Here is a 19619-nt window from a genome sequence, read left to right as displayed (position 1 = left end):
ATGTGATTACTAACGGAAATTTTAGGGTTTTGTTGATATTTTGTTGATGTTAACAACGCCCGGATGCGCGTATGGAGTACTCAATATATTTATGAAAAAGCGAAGAAACATTAAGAAGCGTTACGTTATTGCGCTGGTGATAGTCATTGCCGGGTTGGTTGCATTGTGGAAAATTCTCAATGCGCCGGTGCCAACTTATCAGACATTGATAGTGCGCCCCGGTGATTTGCAGCAAAGCGTGCTGGCGACCGGAAAGCTCGACGCGTTGCGTAAAGTTGATGTTGGCGCGCAGGTCAGCGGTCAGTTGAAAACGCTGTCGGTGGCGATTGGCGATAAAGTGAAAAAAGATCAGCTTTTAGGCGTTATTGATCCAGAACAGGCTGAAAACCAGATCAAGGAAGTGGAAGCGACGCTGATGGAGCTGCGCGCACAACGTCAGCAGGCGGAAGCAGAACTGAAACTGGCTCGGGTGACATACTCTCGCCAGCAACGACTGGCGCAAACGCAGGCCGTTTCACAGCAGGATCTCGACACTGCTGCGACTGAAATGGCTGTTAAACAGGCGCAGATTGGCACCATTGATGCGCAAATCAAACGCAATCAGGCCTCTCTCGACACAGCTAAAACCAATCTCGATTACACCCGCATCGTTGCTCCGATGGCCGGGGAAGTCACGCAAATCACTACCCTGCAAGGGCAGACGGTGATTGCCGCACAACAAGCGCCGAACATTTTGACGCTGGCAGATATGAGTACCATGCTGGTAAAAGCGCAGGTTTCTGAAGCGGATGTTATCCACCTGAAGCCGGGGCAAAAAGCCTGGTTTACGGTGCTTGGCGATCCGCTGACGCGCTATGAAGGGCAGATTAAAGATGTGTTGCCAACACCGGAAAAGGTCAACGACGCTATTTTCTATTACGCCCGTTTTGAAGTACCAAACCCCGATGGTCTGTTGCGGCTGGATATGACTGCACAGGTGCACATTCAGCTCACTGATGTGAAAAACGTGCTGACAATCCCACTGTCGGCGTTAGGCGATCCGGTTGGCGATAACCGCTATAAGATCAAACTGCTACGTAATGGAGAAACGCGCGAGCGTGAAGTAACGATTGGCGCACGTAACGATACCGATGTTGAGATTGTCAAAGGGCTGGAAGTGGGCGAAGAAGTGGTGATTGGTGAGGCCAAACCAGGAGCTGCGCAATGACGCCTTTGCTCGAATTGAAGGATATTCGCCGTAGCTATCCCGCGGGAGATGAGCAGGTTGAGGTGCTGAAGGGGATCACTCTGGATATTTATGCCGGAGAGATGGTGGCGATTGTCGGCGCTTCGGGTTCCGGTAAATCGACCCTGATGAATATCCTCGGCTGCCTGGATAAAGCCACAAGCGGCACCTATCGCGTCGCCGGTCAGGATGTTGCCACGCTGGACGCCGATGCGCTGGCGCAGCTCCGTCGCGAGCATTTTGGCTTTATTTTCCAGCGTTACCACCTGCTTTCGCATTTAACCGCCGAGCAGAACGTTGAAGTTCCCGCCGTCTATGCTGGTCTTGAGCGTAAACAGCGACTGCTGCGCGCCCGGCAATTACTGCAACGACTGGGGCTGGAAGAGCGCGCAGAGTATTACCCTGCTCAGCTTTCCGGTGGTCAACAACAGCGAGTCAGTATCGCCCGCGCGTTGATGAACGGTGGGCAGGTGATCCTCGCTGATGAACCGACAGGCGCGCTGGACAGCCATTCCGGTGAAGAGGTGATGACTGTCCTGCATCAGTTGCGCGATCGCGGGCACACGGTGATTATCGTCACTCATGATCCGCAGGTTGCCGCCCAGGCAGAGCGAGTGATCGAAATTCACGACGGCGAAATCGTGCGTAATCCACCTGCTATTGAAAAAAATACTGCTGCAGCCAACAGCGAACCGGGTGTCAAAACAGCGTCTGGCTGGCGGCAGTTCGTCAGCGGTTTTAACGAGGCGCTGACGATGGCGTGGCGCGCGTTGGCAGCCAATAAAATGCGTACTTTACTGACCATGCTGGGGATTATTATCGGTATTGCGTCGGTGGTATCTATTGTCGTGGTGGGCGACGCGGCTAAACAAATGGTACTGGCGGATATTCGTTCTATTGGTACTAATACTATTGATGTCTATCCCGGGAAAGATTTTGGCGATGACGATCCGCAATATCAGCAGGCGCTGAAGTACGACGATTTAATCGCCATTCAAAAACAACCGTGGGTCGCTTCTGCCACACCCGCCGTCTCGCAAAACCTGCGCCTGCGTTATAACAATGTTGATGTTGCTGCCAGCGCCAACGGCGTAAGCGGGGACTATTTTAATGTTTATGGTATGAGTTTCAGCGAAGGGAACACCTTTAATCAGGAGCAACTGAATGGTCGCGCGCAGGTAGTTGTTCTCGACAGTAATACCCGCCGTCAGCTTTTTCCGCATAAAGCGGATGTGGTTGGCGAGGTGATTCTTGTCGGTAATATGCCAGCGAGGGTCATCGGCGTGGCGGAAGAGAAACAGTCGATGTTTGGCAGTAGTAAAGTGCTGCGCGTGTGGTTGCCTTACAGCACCATGTCCGGGCGGGTTATGGGGCAGTCGTGGCTTAACTCCATTACCGTAAGAGTGAAAGAAGGCTTTGACAGCGCTGAAGCTGAACAGCAACTCACCCGTTTGTTGTCGCTGCGCCACGGCAAAAAGGATTTCTTCACCTGGAACATGGACGGTGTCTTGAAAACGGTCGAAAAGACCACACGTACTTTACAACTGTTTTTGACACTGGTGGCGGTGATTTCGCTGGTGGTGGGCGGCATTGGCGTCATGAATATTATGCTGGTATCGGTGACAGAGCGGACGCGGGAAATTGGTATCCGCATGGCCGTGGGCGCACGCGCCAGCGATGTGTTGCAACAATTTCTGATTGAAGCCGTGCTGGTTTGTCTGGTGGGTGGTGCGCTGGGGATAACGCTGTCACTGTTAATCGCTTTCACATTGCAGCTTTTTTTACCCGGTTGGGAAATTGGTTTTTCTCCGCTGGCGCTGCTACTGGCGTTTCTTTGTTCAACCGTTACCGGGATTTTATTTGGCTGGCTGCCTGCGCGAAATGCGGCAAAACTGGATCCAGTGGATGCTCTGGCACGGGAGTAATATTTGAGATAAAAATGCCAGCCGATCGGGCTGGCATTTTGCCTGTAGGATGTACACAATGAGACAGAAGAGCTATGCGACTGCAGCTTCTACTTCGACGGGCACAATGACACTGGCATGATTGCCTTTTGGCCCCTGGTGGACATCAAACTGAACGGATTGCCCAGCTTTTAGCGTTCTGTAACCATCCATCTGGATGGTGGAATAATGAGCGAAAATATCTTCGCCGCCGCCTTCAGGGCAGATGAAACCAAACCCTTTGGCATTGTTGAACCACTTAACAGTACCCTTTTCCATGCTTCGACATCCTTCGCAAATCTTATACAAGTAAGATGGAATAAACCGGGGTCAGAGAGGGAGCTGTTCAAAACCTCGCCAACTCTAGAAATACAATTTAGAGAAATAGGGCGAGTCGTCAAGCGTTTGACAGGGGCCTGGGGGTAGGTATGCATCAAAAATTTGAAGCAGTTAACGCTATTGACAGTAATGTGACTGATGTCGCTGATGCCAACGATAGATGATAATTATCTATTATGTGGAGTAGATTGGTCAGGCAAATAAGCTCTTGTCAGCGGCAGAGCGTTCTGCCGATAACCGTAACCGAAGATGATAACTGACAATGGGTAAAACGAACGACTGGCTGGACTTTGATCAACTGGCGGAAGAAAAAGTGCGTGACGCGCTAAAACCGCCATCTATGTATAAAGTGATATTAGTCAATGATGATTACACTCCGATGGAGTTTGTTATTGACGTGTTACAAAAATTCTTTTCTTATGATGTAGAACGTGCAACGCAATTGATGCTCGCTGTTCACTACCAGGGGAAGGCCATTTGCGGAATCTTTACCGCCGAGGTTGCAGAAACCAAAGTGGCGATGGTGAACAAGTACGCAAGGGAGAACGAGCATCCATTGCTGTGTACGCTGGAAAAAGCCTGAATGCAGGCATAAAAATTGGGGGAGGTGCCTATGCTCAATCAAGAACTGGAACTCAGTTTAAACATGGCTTTCGCCAGAGCGCGCGAGCACCGTCATGAGTTTATGACCGTCGAGCACTTGTTACTGGCATTGCTCAGTAACCCGTCGGCTCGGGAGGCGCTGGAAGCATGTTCCGTGGATCTGGTGGCGCTCCGTCAGGAACTGGAAGCCTTTATTGAACAAACCACACCCGTTCTGCCTGCCAGTGAAGAGGAGCGTGACACGCAGCCGACGCTGAGTTTTCAGCGTGTACTGCAACGTGCGGTCTTCCATGTTCAGTCCTCCGGTCGCAGTGAGGTTACCGGTGCGAATGTTCTGGTTGCTATCTTTAGCGAACAGGAGTCACAGGCTGCCTATCTGTTGCGCAAACATGAAGTCAGCCGTCTTGATGTGGTGAACTTTATTTCTCATGGCACGCGTAAAGACGAGCCATCTCAGTCTTCTGAACCAGGAAACCAGCCCGGCAGTGAAGAACAAGCTGGTGGGGAGGACCGTATGGAGAATTTCACGACGAACCTGAACCAGCTTGCGCGCGTGGGAGGAATCGACCCGCTGATTGGTCGTGAGAAGGAGCTGGAGCGCGCCATTCAGGTTCTCTGTCGCCGCCGTAAAAACAACCCACTGCTGGTTGGCGAGTCTGGCGTTGGTAAAACTGCGATTGCGGAAGGTCTCGCCTGGCGTATTGTCCAGGGCGATGTACCGGAAGTGATGGCTGACTGTACGATTTACTCTCTGGATATCGGTTCCCTGTTAGCGGGAACTAAATATCGCGGCGACTTTGAAAAACGTTTCAAAGCGTTGCTCAAACAGTTGGAGCAGGATACCAACAGCATCCTGTTTATCGATGAGATCCACACCATCATCGGCGCAGGCGCAGCTTCTGGCGGTCAGGTGGATGCGGCTAACCTGATTAAACCACTGCTCTCCAGCGGTAAAATTCGCGTTATAGGTTCGACGACGTATCAGGAGTTCAGCAACATTTTCGAGAAAGATCGTGCTCTGGCGCGTCGCTTCCAGAAAATCGATATTACTGAACCGTCGATCGAAGAAACCGTTCAAATCATCAACGGTCTGAAACCGAAGTATGAAGCGCACCACGACGTGCGCTATACCGCGAAAGCGGTGCGTGCGGCGGTAGAACTGGCGGTGAAATATATTAACGATCGTCATCTGCCGGACAAAGCGATTGACGTTATCGACGAAGCGGGCGCTCGCGCACGTCTGATGCCGGTAAGCAAGCGCAAGAAAACGGTCAATGTGGCGGATATTGAGTCCGTGGTGGCGCGTATCGCACGTATCCCAGAGAAGAGTGTTTCTCAGAGTGACCGCGATACTCTGAAAAACCTCAGTGATCGCCTGAAAATGCTGGTCTTCGGTCAGGATAAAGCCATTGAGGCGCTTACCGAAGCCATCAAGATGGCGCGTGCGGGTTTAGGCCACGAACATAAACCGGTCGGTTCGTTCCTGTTTGCTGGTCCAACCGGGGTCGGCAAAACCGAGGTCACGGTGCAGCTTTCCAAAGCCCTCGGCATTGAGCTTCTGCGCTTTGATATGTCCGAGTATATGGAACGTCACACTGTCAGCCGCCTGATTGGTGCGCCTCCGGGATACGTCGGTTTTGATCAGGGTGGTCTGCTGACCGATGCGGTCATCAAGCATCCGCACTCGGTGCTGCTGCTGGACGAAATCGAGAAAGCGCATCCGGACGTGTTCAATATCCTGTTGCAGGTGATGGACAACGGCACGCTGACCGATAACAACGGACGCAAGGCCGATTTCCGTAACGTGGTGCTGGTGATGACTACCAACGCCGGGGTACGTGAAACCGAGCGCAAATCGATTGGGCTTATCCACCAGGATAACAGCACCGATGCGATGGAAGAGATCAAAAAGATCTTTACGCCAGAGTTTCGTAACCGTCTCGACAATATTATCTGGTTCGATCATCTCTCAACCGACGTGATCCATCAGGTGGTTGATAAATTCATTGTCGAGTTGCAGGTTCAACTGGATCAGAAAGGTGTTTCTCTGGAAGTGAGCCAGGAAGCACGTAACTGGCTGGCTGAGAAAGGTTACGACCGGGCAATGGGTGCACGTCCGATGGCTCGCGTCATCCAGGACAACCTGAAGAAACCGCTCGCTAACGAACTGCTGTTTGGCTCGCTGGTGGATGGCGGTCAGGTCACTGTTGCGCTGGATAAAGAGAAAAATGAGCTGACCTACGGGTTCCAGAGTGCACAAAAGCACAAAGCGGAAGCAGCGCATTAATCAGATTGTTAAGTAGGTTGGTGAAGTCCGTAATCTCGTCAGGGGTTACGGACTTTTTGTTTATGGGGTGGGGGAGGTTCAGCCCCTTTTTTTGATGATGATGGTAAGTTGTTGATAATTAGTGCTGCTGGACGGTAAGGATAAAAAAGGGTGGCAGCAGGAAAATGAGATGGTTTTGCTTTATTAACAACGGGCTAAACGTGTAGTATTTGAGTTCACTGCCGTACAGGCAGCTTAGAAATCCTGTGGGAAGTGGGATTTGTCGGATCTTCCGTTCACTGCCGTACAGGCAGCTTAGAAACCTGGTATTTTCCCCCATTCCAGAGTTCGTAGGTTCACTGCCGTACAGGCAGCTTAGAAATGTTTGTATGATGTTCGCGATTTCGGTAAGGCGTTCACTGCCGTACAGGCAGCTTAGAAAACATCGCCACCGCCGAACGGTTTGTCTTCCTGGTTCACTGCCGTACAGGCAGCTTAGAAAAGCATCTGCATGGTGCCCGTGGTCTTAACAAGGTCCACTGCCGTACAGGCAGTTTCACAAATACGATGATGGCAGAAATTTAGCTGCGTTATGGCGCTCTCAACTCCGAACCATTAGCTGTGACACACAATAACAATTGTGATAATTGCGACGAGAATCAATTTCTCACATAGAAATCAATGCTGTACTAATCCTAACTCCTTCAAATAAAAATAATCACAGGATGTGTTTATGTCTTCAAATTACCTTACTCCTTCTGATCTCAAAACCATTCTCCACTCCAGGCGTGCCAATATTTATTATCTGGAAAAATGCCGGGTGCAGGTGAATGGTGGGCGAGTGGAGTATGTCACCAGTGAAGGCAAGGAGTCGTATTACTGGAATATCCCCATTGCGAATACCACGGCGTTGATGTTGGGGATGGGAACGTCCGTTACCCAGGCGGCGATGCGTGAATTTGCCCATGCTGGAGTGATGGTGGGTTTTTGTGGTACGGATGGCACGCCGCTGTATTCGGCAAATGAAGTTGATGTTGATGTCTCCTGGCTCAGTCCGCAAAGCGAATATCGTCCTACTGAATATCTTCAGCAGTGGGTTTCTTTTTGGTTTGTTGAAGACAAACGCCTTGCCGCCGCGAAACGTTTTCAGTTAATTCGTCTGACACATATTGATAAGTACTGGACCAGCGCGAAAATGCAGCGTGAACACGCCTTTCAACCTGATGCCAGTGCGCTGCAGACTCTGCTAAATCGCACTCGTGAAGAAATAGACATGGCAGAAAGCCATACGCAGCTTATGCTCGTAGAGGCGAAATTGACCAAAGCACTCTACAAAATGGTGAGTCAAACCGTGGGCTACGGCGACTTTACTCGTGCAAAACGGGGTGGCGGAGTTGATATGGCCAACCGCTTCCTCGATCAGGGTAATTATCTGGCGTATGGCCTGGCGGCAGCGGCGGCGTGGGTAACCGGGATCCCGCACGGTTTAGCAGTAATGCACGGTAAAACACGTCGCGGCGGCCTCGTTTTTGACCTTGCCGATCTGATTAAAGATGCCCTTGTTATGCCACAAGCATTTATCGCTGCAATGGCGGGAGAAGATGCTCCGGAGTTTCGTCAACGCTGCATCAATATCTTTCAACAAGCGGATGCGCTGGATGTCATGATCACCTCTCTGCAGGAAACGGCTCAGGCCCTGGCTAAGGCTGACCAATGAACGTCCTGATTATCTCGCGCTGCACAAAAAATGCTCGAGTGGAGAGCTGCCGTATTATTGATCAGTTTGCCGAACGCACTGGTGACGCCGCATGGCAAACGGTGATTACTCTGGAAGGGGTTAATACACTTCGCCGTTTACTGCGCAAAACTGCCCGGCGAAATACCGCAGTGGCTTGTCACTGGCTGAAGAAGAATGGGCAAACGGAGTTGATGTGGATTGTCGGCAATATTCGTCGTTTTAATGCTCAGGGACGCGTTCCCACAAATCGAACAACGCAAACCAGCCTGGTGAAAAAAGAAGAAAATCGCTGGCAGTGCGCGGAAAGTATTGCGCTGCTGGCGGCTATCGCTGGGTTATTTCATGATTTTGGTAAAGCAGGACGCAGCTTTCAGCAAAGCCTGACCCAAAAGAATGCCCGCAGTTATCAACCTTATCGGCATGAGTGGATTTCGCTGCGGCTTTTTCAGGCTTTTGTCGGTGAACAGCCAGACGAAGTGTGGCTGGAAAAACTTGGGAAATTAACGGCAGATGATGAAACCGCGATCCTTGAGTGCCTGCAAAAAGACACGCCTCATTTTTCAAATAGTCCATTCAGTTCGCTGCAACCACTCGCCAAAACGGTAGGCTGGTTGATCCTTTCCCATCATCGAATGCCGGAGAATCTTTCGCCACAACCAGAACAATCATGCAAAGGCTGTGATAGTTGGCTGGAGAAACAACTCAATGCTGACTGGAATGCCGTTAACCACCGTAAGAATGACTGGTCACAACAGGATTTCGAGCAAGTCTGGCAATTTCCGTCAGGAACGCCGCTTCAAAGCGCGAGCTGGCGAGAAAAAGCGCGTCAGATTGCCCGTAGGGCGTGTAACGCGATCGGCCTAAAGGAATGGGGGCAGATGGAGCAACTGTTTCCGTTACATATGGCGCGTTTTTGCCTGATGCTTGCCGATCACTACTATTCATCTAACGACGCGCAGCAAAAATGGCAAGACCCGAATTATATCGTCTGGGCAAATAGCGATCGGCAGAGCGGCACGCTCAAACAACGGGTAGATGAGCATCTGGTCGGCGTCGCGCATCATGCGTATCTACTTGGGCGGCAACTGATGCACACACGTGCATCGCTTCCGGCAATTGCCCGACATAAAGGTTTTAGACAACGGGCCACAGACGCGAAATACCGTTGGCAGGATAAAGCCTGGGATGTGGCACGTGCGTTACGTGAGCGAAGCCGGGAAGACGGTTTTTTCGGTGTCAATATGGCCTCGACGGGGTGCGGTAAAACCTTTGCTAACGCCCGCATTATGTATGCGCTTACCGATGAGCGGGAAGGGTGTCGTTTTACCGTCGCGCTGGGATTGCGCACGCTGACTTTGCAAACCGGCGATGCTCTGCGCAGTCGGCTTGGACTGGGCGAGGATGAGCTGGCGGTACTGATTGGTTCGGCGGCAGTTAAGCAACTGTGGCTGCAGGAAAAAACAGACAATGATTGCGGAAGTGCTTCGCAAGAATCGCTGGCAGAGGAGCAACAGTTTGTTAAATATGAAGGTAGTCTGCATACCGGGGCGCTGGAAAAATGGTTGAAGGATGACAGCAAACTTAAGGCGTTAGTAAGCGCACCGATTCTGGTAGCAACCATTGATCATCTTATTTCTGCGACCGAAGGTGTGCGAGGCGGAAAACAGCTTCCTTCGATGTTGCGTTTGTTAACCAGCGATTTAGTGCTCGATGAACCTGACGACTTTGATATTGCCGATCTTCATGCAGTATGTCGTCTGATGAATTGGGCCGGAATGTTGGGAACGCGGGTATTACTTTCTTCCGCGACGTTGCCGCCAGGGCTGATTCAGGCGCTGTTCGCGGCTTATCTTGCCGGGCGTAAAATGTGGCAGTCGTCATGCGGTACGAACGGCAGACCCGTCAATATTTGCTGTGCCTGGTTTGATGAAAAAGATGCCGACGCCATACAAATTGGCGATGGCGCTACTTTTCGTGAGACGCACAAAAAGTTTGTTGCGCGACGAGCGTTAATGTTGGCCGAAAAAGAACGACTGCATTTCGGACGTATTGCTTCTATTTCATCTGCATCAAACGCAATTCAGGATGTTACCGAAAGCGTGGCTCAGACGGTACATGCGCAAATGCTGAAGTTGCATCAGGCACATCGCCAGCTACACGAAAGCGGTAAAACCGTTTCGCTGGGCCTGGTGCGCTTCGCGAATATCAATCCACTGGTTGCGGTGACCAAAGCCCTGATTGCCATTCCTTCACCAGAAGATGTCTGCATTCATTACTGTGTTTACCACTCCCGACATCCACTGGCAGTACGTTCAGATATTGAGAAGCGACTGGATCGCGCTTTTACCCGCCATAACGAACTCGATTTCTGGAACAACGAAGATATCGCAGATGCCTTACATAAAAGTCCGGAATCGCACCATCTGTTTGTGGTGTTGGGGACATCGGTTATAGAAGTGGGGCGTGACTGGGATGCGGACTGGGGAATTATCGAACCAAGCTCCATGCGTTCGATAATTCAATTTGCCGGACGTATTCAGCGCCACCGTAGAAATGTGCCGACCAGTGAGAATCTGGTTATTTTGCGTTTTAATATCAAAGCATTGCAGAAAAAAGCCCCCGCATTTTGTAAGCCTGGTTTCGAAACAAAAGAACACTTGCTGGATAGCCATGATATTTGCGAACTGATTCCGATCGCGGACTACCGGACGATTAACGCCTTGCCGCGGATTCTGTCTGCCAATAATGACAACAAACTGGCGGAACTTGAGCATAGTCGTTTATCCACTGAATTGATGAGCAGTAAAAGCAAACATGTGGTGGCGGCACAATGGTGGCGCGCACCGCTAAGCTGGAACGGCTGGATGCAGCGCCAGACGCCATTTCGTTATTCGCCGTTGCCGGAGGCGGTATTTTTTCTACATATGGATGATGAAGAAAGCGAAGCGCGTTTCTATTCCCGCACCGGTGACAACGAGCGTAAAGCGCAGGGGAATTTCAGGCGAGAAGAGGTGAGATGCGCCAGCGGCGTCGCTTGCTGGGGCGTGATGGATTACCAACACGTTTTGTTGAATTTAGCTGATAAGCACGGTTGTGAAATACAGCGTGTTGGAGAAATGTTTGCTGAAGTGAGAGTACCGGCCAGTGAAGAAGATGCGGTCGATGACTGGCGTTATCACCCCTGGTTGGGAGTGTTCCGCAACCTGTGATAGGGGGCGCGCTGCCTGTACGGCAGTTTACAAGTCCGTATCCGGAGATACCTCTATTTCTTAGCTGCCGATGGCAGTGCGTGAATGTTAGTTATCAAACCATTGTGTGGCAAATATTTTATGCATGGTAATATCACCATTGGTTATTGCATGGATTTGGCTAGATTAAAGCGTAGATACCTCTAGGTGAACTATCCATGATTATCACCGCGGGTGTTGTCCCTTTTACTGTATGTGTCGTTGTACTGAAGCCTGGTTGGGCTATGGAGATTTTTCAGTGAAGTCAGGGAGCAACTTCAATTTGATGGATTAACGAAAAGGAGCCGAAATGGAAAAAACGGCGCTAATACAATTTATCACTGACTACATTGCTTCGCGAAGGCAACCCAAAATCGATGCCTTTGAAAAAGAAGCAGCAAAGCGACTGGAGCAGGGCGACGACGCCAGCGTTATCGCTCTGGAGCGACAGGAACTCGAAGCACGCTACCTGCCACGTAACTGGTTAACGGATGCGGCAAAGCGTGTTCGTTCTATAAGGATAATCTCCCACGGGGCAAAATATAGTAATGGTGACTCCAAAGCATATGGGCGTTATTTGGAGAAATTCGTCAGTGAGGGATATTTAAATACAGCATCACTGGCAATTATTAAAGAGGATGCTGAAGGCAATGCAGCCGTTTTTGATGTTGCAAAACTACTGCTAACGGAAGTCAACGGTGATTCATTACTCGCCAGCTTAAAACGTGGTGATTATCAATCATTAAATGCCTTTGCGTTGGATGATGAACAATTAAAACAATGGGTTGAATGCTTTAGTGAAGCATCCACTTCGGAGTGGATAAAAGCGCATAAACTGGCAAAACAAATCTATTTCCCTGTCGATGATGGCTATCACCTGTTATGCCCGCTGTTTTCCAGTTCGCTGGCACAGGCGATGTATGAAAAGCTAACTGCCGTGCGCTTTAGTGAGGAATCGAAAGCCATTCGCGATGCGCACAAAGCAGGTAAATGGCACTCACAGCCAGATATTCGTTTCCCGAATCTTGCAGAGATGCATTATGGAGGTGGAAATCAACAGAATATCTCCCTGCTAAACAGTGCCAGAGTTGGCCGTGTCTGGCTGTTGCCATCAATGCCGCCCACCTGGGCGACGCTGGATCGCGCGCCACAAAACATGCGCAGTATTTTTTCCCTACGCGGCGATTTCAATCGGGCGGCTTCAGGCATCATAGCCCGGATGACTTACCTGCTGAAGGTTGACATAAATAATGTTCATATTCGTACTGCGCGCGCGAAATATATTGATGAGTTGATAGATTTGCTGTTCATGCAGGCATCCTCTTTTCAGCAAGAAAAATGGCAGGGATGGTCAGTACAATCACCAGACTTACCTCGCCACCAACAACTTTGGCTGGACCCGTGGCGAAGCCTCTCAGATGAGGCTTTCAAACAGGAGCGTGAGAAAAACGACTGGCAAGAGACGATAGCCGATGATTTCGCACGCTGGCTGAACTATCGCCTGAAAAAAGCCCGTTTCGATGTCGGTGCTGTCGAGCAAAGGGAGTGGCGCAGTCAGTCCCTGTTTACTCAACGGATGCGTGAAATGGAAGCTGTTCTGCAGGAGGCGCTGAAATGAGTTATCTGCTCTTGTTACCCCATGTACGCATCGAAAACGCTAACGCCGTCTCCGGGTTGACCTGGGGATTCCCGTCGATGACCCATTTTCTCGGTTATGTTCATGCGCTTTCTCGCAAAGTCGTGGATGAATTTGGCGTAAGTTTTGACGGTTGTGCGGTAGTAAGCCATGAACAGCATATTCAGGCGTACAGCTCCGGGCGCGATTTTCAATTCGCTCTCACCCGTAACCCATTAACCAGAGAAGGTAAAACCGCGTCGTTCAATGAAGAGGGCCGTATGCACCTGACGGTTTCTCTGCTGATTGAATGTAATGGCGAAATTACCAATGGTGAATATGGCAGAAAAGCCCTTTGCGACTATCTGAAAATGCTCTGCCAGAGCCACAAACTGGCGGGCGGAAGCATTGTTGACATGCGCGAACCGCAGCTTTTTCATGCCCCTGAAGATGAAAAGCAACTGCGTAAAATCATCTGGCGTTTAATGCCTGGCTATGCACTTTACGATCGCAGTGAATGGCTGGCTGAACATCACCAACAACATCCCGATATATCGTTGCTTGATGCCTGGCTTGATTTTGCTGCCGTTAAATATCAGGCCGAATCTCCGGCAGAAGACAACAGCGCACAATGGGTATACCAGCCGAAGCCAATGCCTGGTTTCCTGGTACCGTTAATGTGCGGTTACCAACGCATATCTCCTGTTTACGCTCCCGGTGAAGTTGAAAATGCGCGCGATACCGTGATGCCATTTGCCTTTGCCGAAGCGGTTTATGGCATTGGCGAATGGCGCGGATTACATCGTATTACTGGCTTGCAACCACTGATGTGGCGTTACCGTGCAACGGACACTGGCTACTATTGCTCGGCAATACCAGTCGTTGACGACCCTACTACTAATGAAGATGACGATACAGAATAAGGACATAATTATGGCAAAGGCCCCTGTAGCAGTAAAAACGGCGTCAGTACTGGCATTTGAGCGCAAACTGGCAACCTCTGACGCGGTGATGTACGCAGGTAACTGGCAAGGAAATGAATGGCAACCTATTGAGATTCAGGAGAAAGCCGTTCGCGGAACCATCTCCAATCGCCTGAAAGATGCAATTTCCAGTAATGAGTTAAAGTTGAATGCAGAAATCCAAAAAGCCAACTTGCAGCGGGTAGATGTGGCAGCACTTCCGGTTGATGCGGATACACTAAAAGTGATGTTTACGCTGCGCGTGCTGGGTAATTTATCCTCACCTTCAGTATGTAATGATATGGCCTATCAGGAGGCGCTTTCCGACGTTATTGAAGGTTATATCAGCGAACATGGCTTTAAAGAGCTGGCGCTTCGCTATGCCCTGAATCTGGCAAATGGTCGTTTTCTGTGGCGTAACCGTATCGGTGCCGAGCAAATTCAGGTGAAAGTCACCGCTAACGACAAATCATGGACTTTTAACAGCCATGACTTCTCTTTACGTCAATTTGATCAGGGCCAGAGTAGCGTCACAAAACTGGCGTCAACGATTGAACAAGGATTGAGCGGAAAAGAGTGGGTGATGCTTACCGTTGAAGCGCAGGTTCGCCTCGGTGCCGGGCAAGAAGTCTTCCCATCACAGGAACTGGTGCTCGACAGCAACAGTAGCAAAAGTCGCGTGTTGTACCAGGTTGCAGGCATTGCTGGTATTCACTCCCAAAAAATTGGCAACGCTTTACGTACTATTGACACCTGGCATCCGAAGGTTGATGAGTTGGGGGCTATCGCCGTGGAGCCTTATGGCTCTGTAACCAGCCGAGGCGTTGCTTGCCGCCAACCGAAAGAAAAACTCGATTTTTACACTTTACTGGACAATTGGGTGACTAAAGGAGTGAAACCAGACGTTGATCAGCAGCACTACGTGATGGCAGTGCTGATCCGTGGCGGTGTTTTTGGTGAGAAAGCGGAATAAGGAGCTGCCAATGGAGCACTACCTTGAGATCCGCGTTCTGCCAGATCCTGAATTTTCGAGTGAAATGTTGATGGCAGCGTTATTTGCCAAATTGCACCGGGCATTAGGCGCAAGAGGGCAAGGTGATATCGGCGTGAGTTTCCCGGACGTGAATGTTACGCCGGGAGCGCGTTTACGCTTACACGGCAGCGCCCCGGCATTGCAGGCGCTTGAAGCCTCAACGTGGCGTAAAGGACTTACGGACTATTGCCAATGTTCACCTGTCACTCCTATTCCTGAAATAAAAGGCTGGCGAGTGGTAAGCCGTGTGCAGGTTAAAAGTAACCCCCTGCGTCTGTTAAGGCGTTCAGTAAAAAAGGGCTGGCTCACTAAAGAACAGGCAATTGAGCGACTGGCGACGCAAACTGAACGGCGGACCGATTTACCCTTTCTCAATATGAAGAGTTTATCGAGTCAGCAACAGTTCAAGCTGTTTATCCGACACGGGGAATTGCGTACAGAACCGGTTAAAGGGGTATTCAGTAGTTATGGATTAAGCGCAACCGCTACTATTCCCTGGTTTTGATTGGTTAGTTGTAATGTATAAAAGACCTGGCCTTACCGTCAGGTCTTTTTGTCTATTGAAAAGCCGATTTCTGGCTGGAAATAGAATAAAGAATTCAATGCCCTACACTTTCATCAGTATATGGATATTTATTTAAAACAAGCAATCTGCAATTAATTATACGTATTAATCTACCTTGTAATGACATCAAATAATGCCGAATAGTAAACAAGGTAAATGTTTCCATGGGTATTTTTTATTTGTTACGTATTTTTGACAGTTTGATTTAAATCACAAAAACAACTTGTTTACATTGCGATAAAAAATGTAATTTGCGAAATTCATTTCCGAGAGGACAAAGACTCTTAACCACCTGGAATAAATTAGTTAAGGAATAGACTATGAAACGTTCAATTATTGCAGTTGCAGTATTATCTTCTCTTTTTATGAGTGCAGGGAATGCTGCGGAAGGGAATCAACAGGGCGAGTTGATTATTACCGGTAATATCGCAGGAACTACTTGTCAATTCGATGGTTCAACTACTGCAACAATTACGATGAACGAGATTGGGGCTGATCAATTTCAAGGTAAGGATGCAGGCTATATTCACGACGCTTATTCAAATACAACAATTTTACCGCTGAAAGTTATATGCACGGGAGACAATGCACCTAAAATTACTTTCTCCAGGGACCAATTTGACGTGGGCAATAGTGGTATTACTCGTAACACCGCAGAAGAAAATGGTGCTGGTTTTGCTGTCTATTATGAGGGGGCGGACGGTCAATCTCAACAGATTAAAGGTGATGACTATATTCATCTAGTAAAAAACGAAAATAATACATATGAGTTGAATTTCAGGGCGAAATACGCGGCAGTAGATACTGAAGTGAAGGCTGGCCCGGTTAACTCTGCACTGACAATGACTGTCGTGACAGATTGATACCGTGTTTATCGGCGGCTTCGGTCGCCGATTTTCAATAACAAGGATTGTTATCATGAAAAAATTAATAGCCTTCTTGCTGGCCGGCATGGTCACGCCTGCGTGGGGTGGTGTCTATATCTACGGCACTCGTGTTATTTATCCAGAACAGAAAAAAGAGATTACCGTTCAGTTAATGAATGAAGGTAATCGTAGCGCCCTGGTTCAGTCATGGATTGATGATGGCGATACCAGCCAGCCTCCAGAAAAAATTCACGTCCCGTTCGTGTTGACGCCACCGGTAACTCACGTAAAAGGTGGCGAGGGACAACAACTCAAGATCAAAAAATTGGCGAATACCCTACCTAAAGATCGCGAAAGCTTGTTCTTTCTCAATGTTCTGGACATTCCACCTAATAGTGAGAAAAATGAAGGTAAAAACCAGATTAAATTCGCGATGCAAAACCGCATCAAATTTATTTATCGTCCGGAAGGTATAGCTGGTGTCGATAAAGGAAGTTTTTCTCGACTGAATATAAGAACTGTCAGTAATGGTATTAATATAAAAAATAATTCAGCGAACTGGATAACTATTCCTGAACTGAAAGGTAATACCAAATTAAATAAAGAAACGCTGGTACTAGCACCCTGGTCAGAACAGACCGTCACCACATCTTCCGTTGTTAGCCAGTACAATGTTACGTTGATTGATGATCATGGAAACTATTTGAGTGAAAAAGTGAAAACCGTCAAATAGATCAGGGATTGATTATGTCTAAACTTAATTCTATTACGCTGGCGATCCTGTCGGTGTTGGCTACTTCGCCTGCATGGGCGGAAGATGAAACATTTGACACCCATTTTATGATTGGCGGATTAAATGGGGAAAAAATTTCTGACTATCATATCGATAGTAATAAGCCGATGCCCGGTATCTATGATATGGATGTATACCTGAATAATCAGTGGCGCGGACATTATAATGTCGATATTAAAGACGATCCAGATGCAACATGTTTATCCTGGGAGCAGTTAAAGCAAATAGGTATCCTCACTGAAGGCATTAATATCGATAAAAGCGTGGAATGTGTACCACTTCGGGAAGCGGTACAGGGCGGCAGCGTTGACTATGATATTGGGCATTTTAACCTGAAGTTAAGTGTACCCCAAGCCTATGTCGTTGAGTATGAACGCGGATATGTCCCGCCTGAGGCATGGGATCGCGGGATTAACGCATTATATACGTCTTATTATGCCAGTCAGTATTACAGTAATTATAAGCACGGAGGAGATAATAAAAGTAGCTATTTAAATCTGAATAGTGGTTTGAATCTTCTGGGCTGGCAGTTGCATTCAAATGCCAATTATACGAAAAGTGACGAGAGCAGCGGTAAATGGAAGAGTAACACGTTATATCTGGAGCGCGGAATTCCACAAATTCTTGGCACATTGCGTGCTGGTGAAATGTATACCGGTTCTGATGTTTTTGACTCCGTGCGTTTTCGCGGTGTACGCCTATGGCGCGATATGCAGATGTTGCCGAACTCTAAACAGAATTTTACTCCAGTGGTGCGTGGTGTTGCCCAAAGTAACGCACTTGTCACTATCGAACAAAATGGCTTTGTGGTTTACCAGAAAGAGGTTCCGCCAGGTCCATTCGCCATTGATGATTTGCAACTTGCTGGTGGTGGTGCAGATCTGGAAGTTACCGTTAAAGAAGCTGACGGTTCGGTATCGCGTTATCGTGTACCTTATTCATCTGTACCAAATATGTTGCAACCGGGCGTTTCGAAATATGAATTTGCTGCCGGACGTAGTCGTATCGAGGGAGCCAGCGATCAGTCAGATTTTATTCAGGGAAGCTATCAGTATGGCCTTAATAATTTGCTGACTCTCTATGCTGGCACGCAGTTGTCTGATAATTACTCATCGTTTGTTCTCGGCACGGGATGGAATACACCGATTGGTGCTGTATCGGTTGATTTTACCCATTCCCATAGTGAACAAGATAACGGTGATGTGTTTAATGGTCAAAGTTATCAGATTGCCTGGAACAAATATCTCTCTCAAAGTGGAACGCAATTTTCGCTGGCGGCCTGGCGTTATTCTTCTCGGGATTATCGTACTTTTAACGATCACGTGTGGGCAAATAACAGGAAAAGTTATAATCGAGAAGATGACTCAGTTTATGATATCGCCGACTATTATCAGTACGATTTTGGTCGTAAGAACAGCTTTTCTGTAAATATAAACCAGTCATTACCGGAAAATTGGGGATATCTGTCGGTCAGTGGTCAATGGCGGGATTATTGGGAACGCAGCGGGACAGGGAAAGATTATCAACTCAGCTATTCGAACTCCTGGGAACGCCTTAGTTATACCTTGTCTGTTAGCCAGACCTACGATGAAGATAACCGCGAAGATAGACGCATTAACTTATATTTCTCAATTCCCTTCTCGTGGGGCGATGGAATCACTGAAAAACGACGAGATTTATTTGTTTCTAACTCGACCACTTTTGATAAAGACGGCTATCGGTCGAATAATACCAGCCTCAGCGGTGTAGCGGGGAGTCGCGATCAGTTCAGCTACGGGGCTAACTTAAGCCATCAACACCAGGGCAGCGAAACAACAGCAGGTGCAAACCTGACCTGGCGTGCGCCATTGGCGACTATTGGTGGCAGCTATAGCCAGTCGAAAAGATATCAACAAGTTAGCGGTAATATTCAAGGCGGTTTAGTCGCGTGGTCGGACGGGGTGGCACAGGCTCCCAGACTTTCCGATACGTTCGCCATCGTCAAAGCGCCGGGACTGGAGGGAGCGGCGGTGCAGGGATATCGTTACCTGACCACGGATAGCAGAGGCTACGCTATTTATGACAACCTGACGCCGTATCGTGAAAATACGTTGATGTTGGATATTGCCGACAGTAAAAGCGATGTGGCGCTACTGGGTAACCGTAAAAACACCGTTCCTTATCGTGGTGCGGTAGTGATGACGCAGTTTGAGACTGATAAACGCAAGCCCTGGTATTTCATCTCCCAACGCCCTGATGGCTCTCCGTTGCCGTTTGGTTATGAGGTTGAAGATGAAAGCGGCAATAATGTGGGCTTAGTAGGACAGGGAAGCCGGATATTTATTCGCACCAATGATGTTCCCGCGTCGATTCGCGTCTCGGTTAATAAACAGCAGGAACAATTCTGCACTATTACCTTTGATAACGTTATTGATGAGAATAAAGTTTATATTTGTCGTTAAAGG

At 48.7% G+C, this 19619-nt stretch carries 15 protein-coding genes and 1 CRISPR repeat array; of the genes, 14 read left to right on the top strand and 1 reads right to left on the bottom strand.

The features are described from left to right. Positions 1 to 91 precede the first annotated feature (91 nt). Together macA and macB are read left to right on the top strand one after the other, a co-directional pair. On the top strand, positions 92 to 1207 hold the full coding sequence (gene macA, locus C0K55_RS06170; RefSeq protein ID WP_000747340.1) for a macrolide transporter subunit MacA: 1116 nt from the start codon (positions 92 to 94) through the stop codon (positions 1205 to 1207). Next, entirely contained in the window at positions 1204 to 3150 is a 1947-nt protein-coding gene (macB, locus tag C0K55_RS06165; RefSeq protein WP_085448909.1) for a macrolide ABC transporter ATP-binding protein/permease MacB, read from the top strand. The genes macA and macB overlap by 4 nt, the downstream gene beginning before the upstream one ends. 72 nt (positions 3151 to 3222) lie before the next feature. Here macB and cspD read toward each other — a convergent pair whose 3' ends face one another. Continuing rightward, positions 3223 to 3447: a cold shock-like protein CspD gene (cspD, locus tag C0K55_RS06160; protein ID WP_000410785.1), complete on the bottom strand. Its 225-nt coding sequence runs from the start codon at positions 3445 to 3447 to the stop codon at positions 3223 to 3225. 149 nt (positions 3448 to 3596) lie between these two features. On the opposite strand from cspD, the gene C0K55_RS26520 reads away from it, so the two are divergent. The 12 genes from C0K55_RS26520 to C0K55_RS06100 all read left to right on the top strand — a co-directional run bounded on the left by C0K55_RS26520 (position 3597) and on the right by C0K55_RS06100 (position 19616). Then, a complete protein-coding gene (locus C0K55_RS26520) occupies positions 3597 to 3671 on the top strand; it encodes a hypothetical protein (protein ID WP_212741843.1) in 75 nt (24 codons plus the stop codon). Between the two features lie 98 nt (positions 3672 to 3769). Then, positions 3770 to 4090, top strand: a complete 321-nt coding sequence (clpS, locus tag C0K55_RS06155; protein WP_000520777.1) for an ATP-dependent Clp protease adapter ClpS — start codon at positions 3770 to 3772, stop codon at positions 4088 to 4090. A 30-nt stretch (positions 4091 to 4120) separates the two neighbouring features. Next, positions 4121 to 6397, top strand: a complete 2277-nt coding sequence (gene clpA / locus C0K55_RS06150; protein ID WP_000934071.1) for an ATP-dependent Clp protease ATP-binding subunit ClpA — start codon at positions 4121 to 4123, stop codon at positions 6395 to 6397. A gap of 213 nt (positions 6398 to 6610) precedes the next feature. Then, positions 6611 to 6938: a CRISPR direct-repeat array (repeat unit 28 nt; unit sequence GTTCACTGCCGTACAGGCAGCTTAGAAA). Between the two features lie 171 nt (positions 6939 to 7109). Further along, entirely contained in the window at positions 7110 to 8093 is a 984-nt protein-coding gene (gene cas1f / locus C0K55_RS06145; RefSeq protein WP_105266424.1) for a type I-F CRISPR-associated endonuclease Cas1f, read from the top strand. After that, a complete protein-coding gene (gene cas3f / locus C0K55_RS06140) occupies positions 8090 to 11323 on the top strand; it encodes a type I-F CRISPR-associated helicase Cas3f (RefSeq protein ID WP_105266423.1) in 3234 nt (1077 codons plus the stop codon). The genes cas1f and cas3f overlap by 4 nt, the downstream gene beginning before the upstream one ends. Positions 11324 to 11651: 328 nt before the next feature. Next, positions 11652 to 12959 (top strand): type I-F CRISPR-associated protein Csy1, encoded by a 1308-nt coding sequence (csy1, locus tag C0K55_RS06130; protein ID WP_105266422.1) that lies wholly within the window; start codon positions 11652 to 11654, stop codon positions 12957 to 12959. Then, on the top strand, positions 12956 to 13879 hold the full coding sequence (gene csy2 / locus C0K55_RS06125; protein WP_061090904.1) for a type I-F CRISPR-associated protein Csy2: 924 nt from the start codon (positions 12956 to 12958) through the stop codon (positions 13877 to 13879). Before csy1 ends, csy2 begins: the two co-directional genes overlap by 4 nt. A 10-nt stretch (positions 13880 to 13889) precedes the next feature. After that, the gene (csy3, locus tag C0K55_RS06120) at positions 13890 to 14891 is read left to right on the top strand and encodes a type I-F CRISPR-associated protein Csy3 (RefSeq protein WP_061090903.1); all 1002 of its coding nucleotides are present in this window, start codon (positions 13890 to 13892) and stop codon (positions 14889 to 14891) included. A 10-nt stretch (positions 14892 to 14901) separates the two neighbouring features. Beyond that, on the top strand, positions 14902 to 15456 hold the full coding sequence (gene cas6f / locus C0K55_RS06115; protein ID WP_105266421.1) for a type I-F CRISPR-associated endoribonuclease Cas6/Csy4: 555 nt from the start codon (positions 14902 to 14904) through the stop codon (positions 15454 to 15456). A 380-nt stretch (positions 15457 to 15836) separates the two neighbouring features. Next, a complete protein-coding gene (gene yehD / locus C0K55_RS06110) occupies positions 15837 to 16379 on the top strand; it encodes a fimbrial protein YehD (RefSeq protein WP_061090901.1) in 543 nt (180 codons plus the stop codon). 55 nt (positions 16380 to 16434) lie between these two features. After that, positions 16435 to 17115, top strand: a complete 681-nt coding sequence (locus C0K55_RS06105) for a fimbrial assembly chaperone (protein ID WP_061090900.1) — start codon at positions 16435 to 16437, stop codon at positions 17113 to 17115. Positions 17116 to 17129: 14 nt separating this feature from the next. Further along, the gene (locus C0K55_RS06100) at positions 17130 to 19616 is read left to right on the top strand and encodes a fimbrial biogenesis outer membrane usher protein (protein WP_061090899.1); all 2487 of its coding nucleotides are present in this window, start codon (positions 17130 to 17132) and stop codon (positions 19614 to 19616) included. The last annotated feature ends 3 nt before the right edge of the window (positions 19617 to 19619 follow it).

This window comes from Escherichia sp. MOD1-EC6098, from assembly GCF_002965865.1.
Lineage (GTDB): Bacteria > Pseudomonadota > Gammaproteobacteria > Enterobacterales > Enterobacteriaceae > Escherichia > Escherichia marmotae.
The sequence above is the reverse complement of the archived record's forward strand: the minus strand, read 5'-3'. Positions and strand labels throughout refer to the sequence as shown.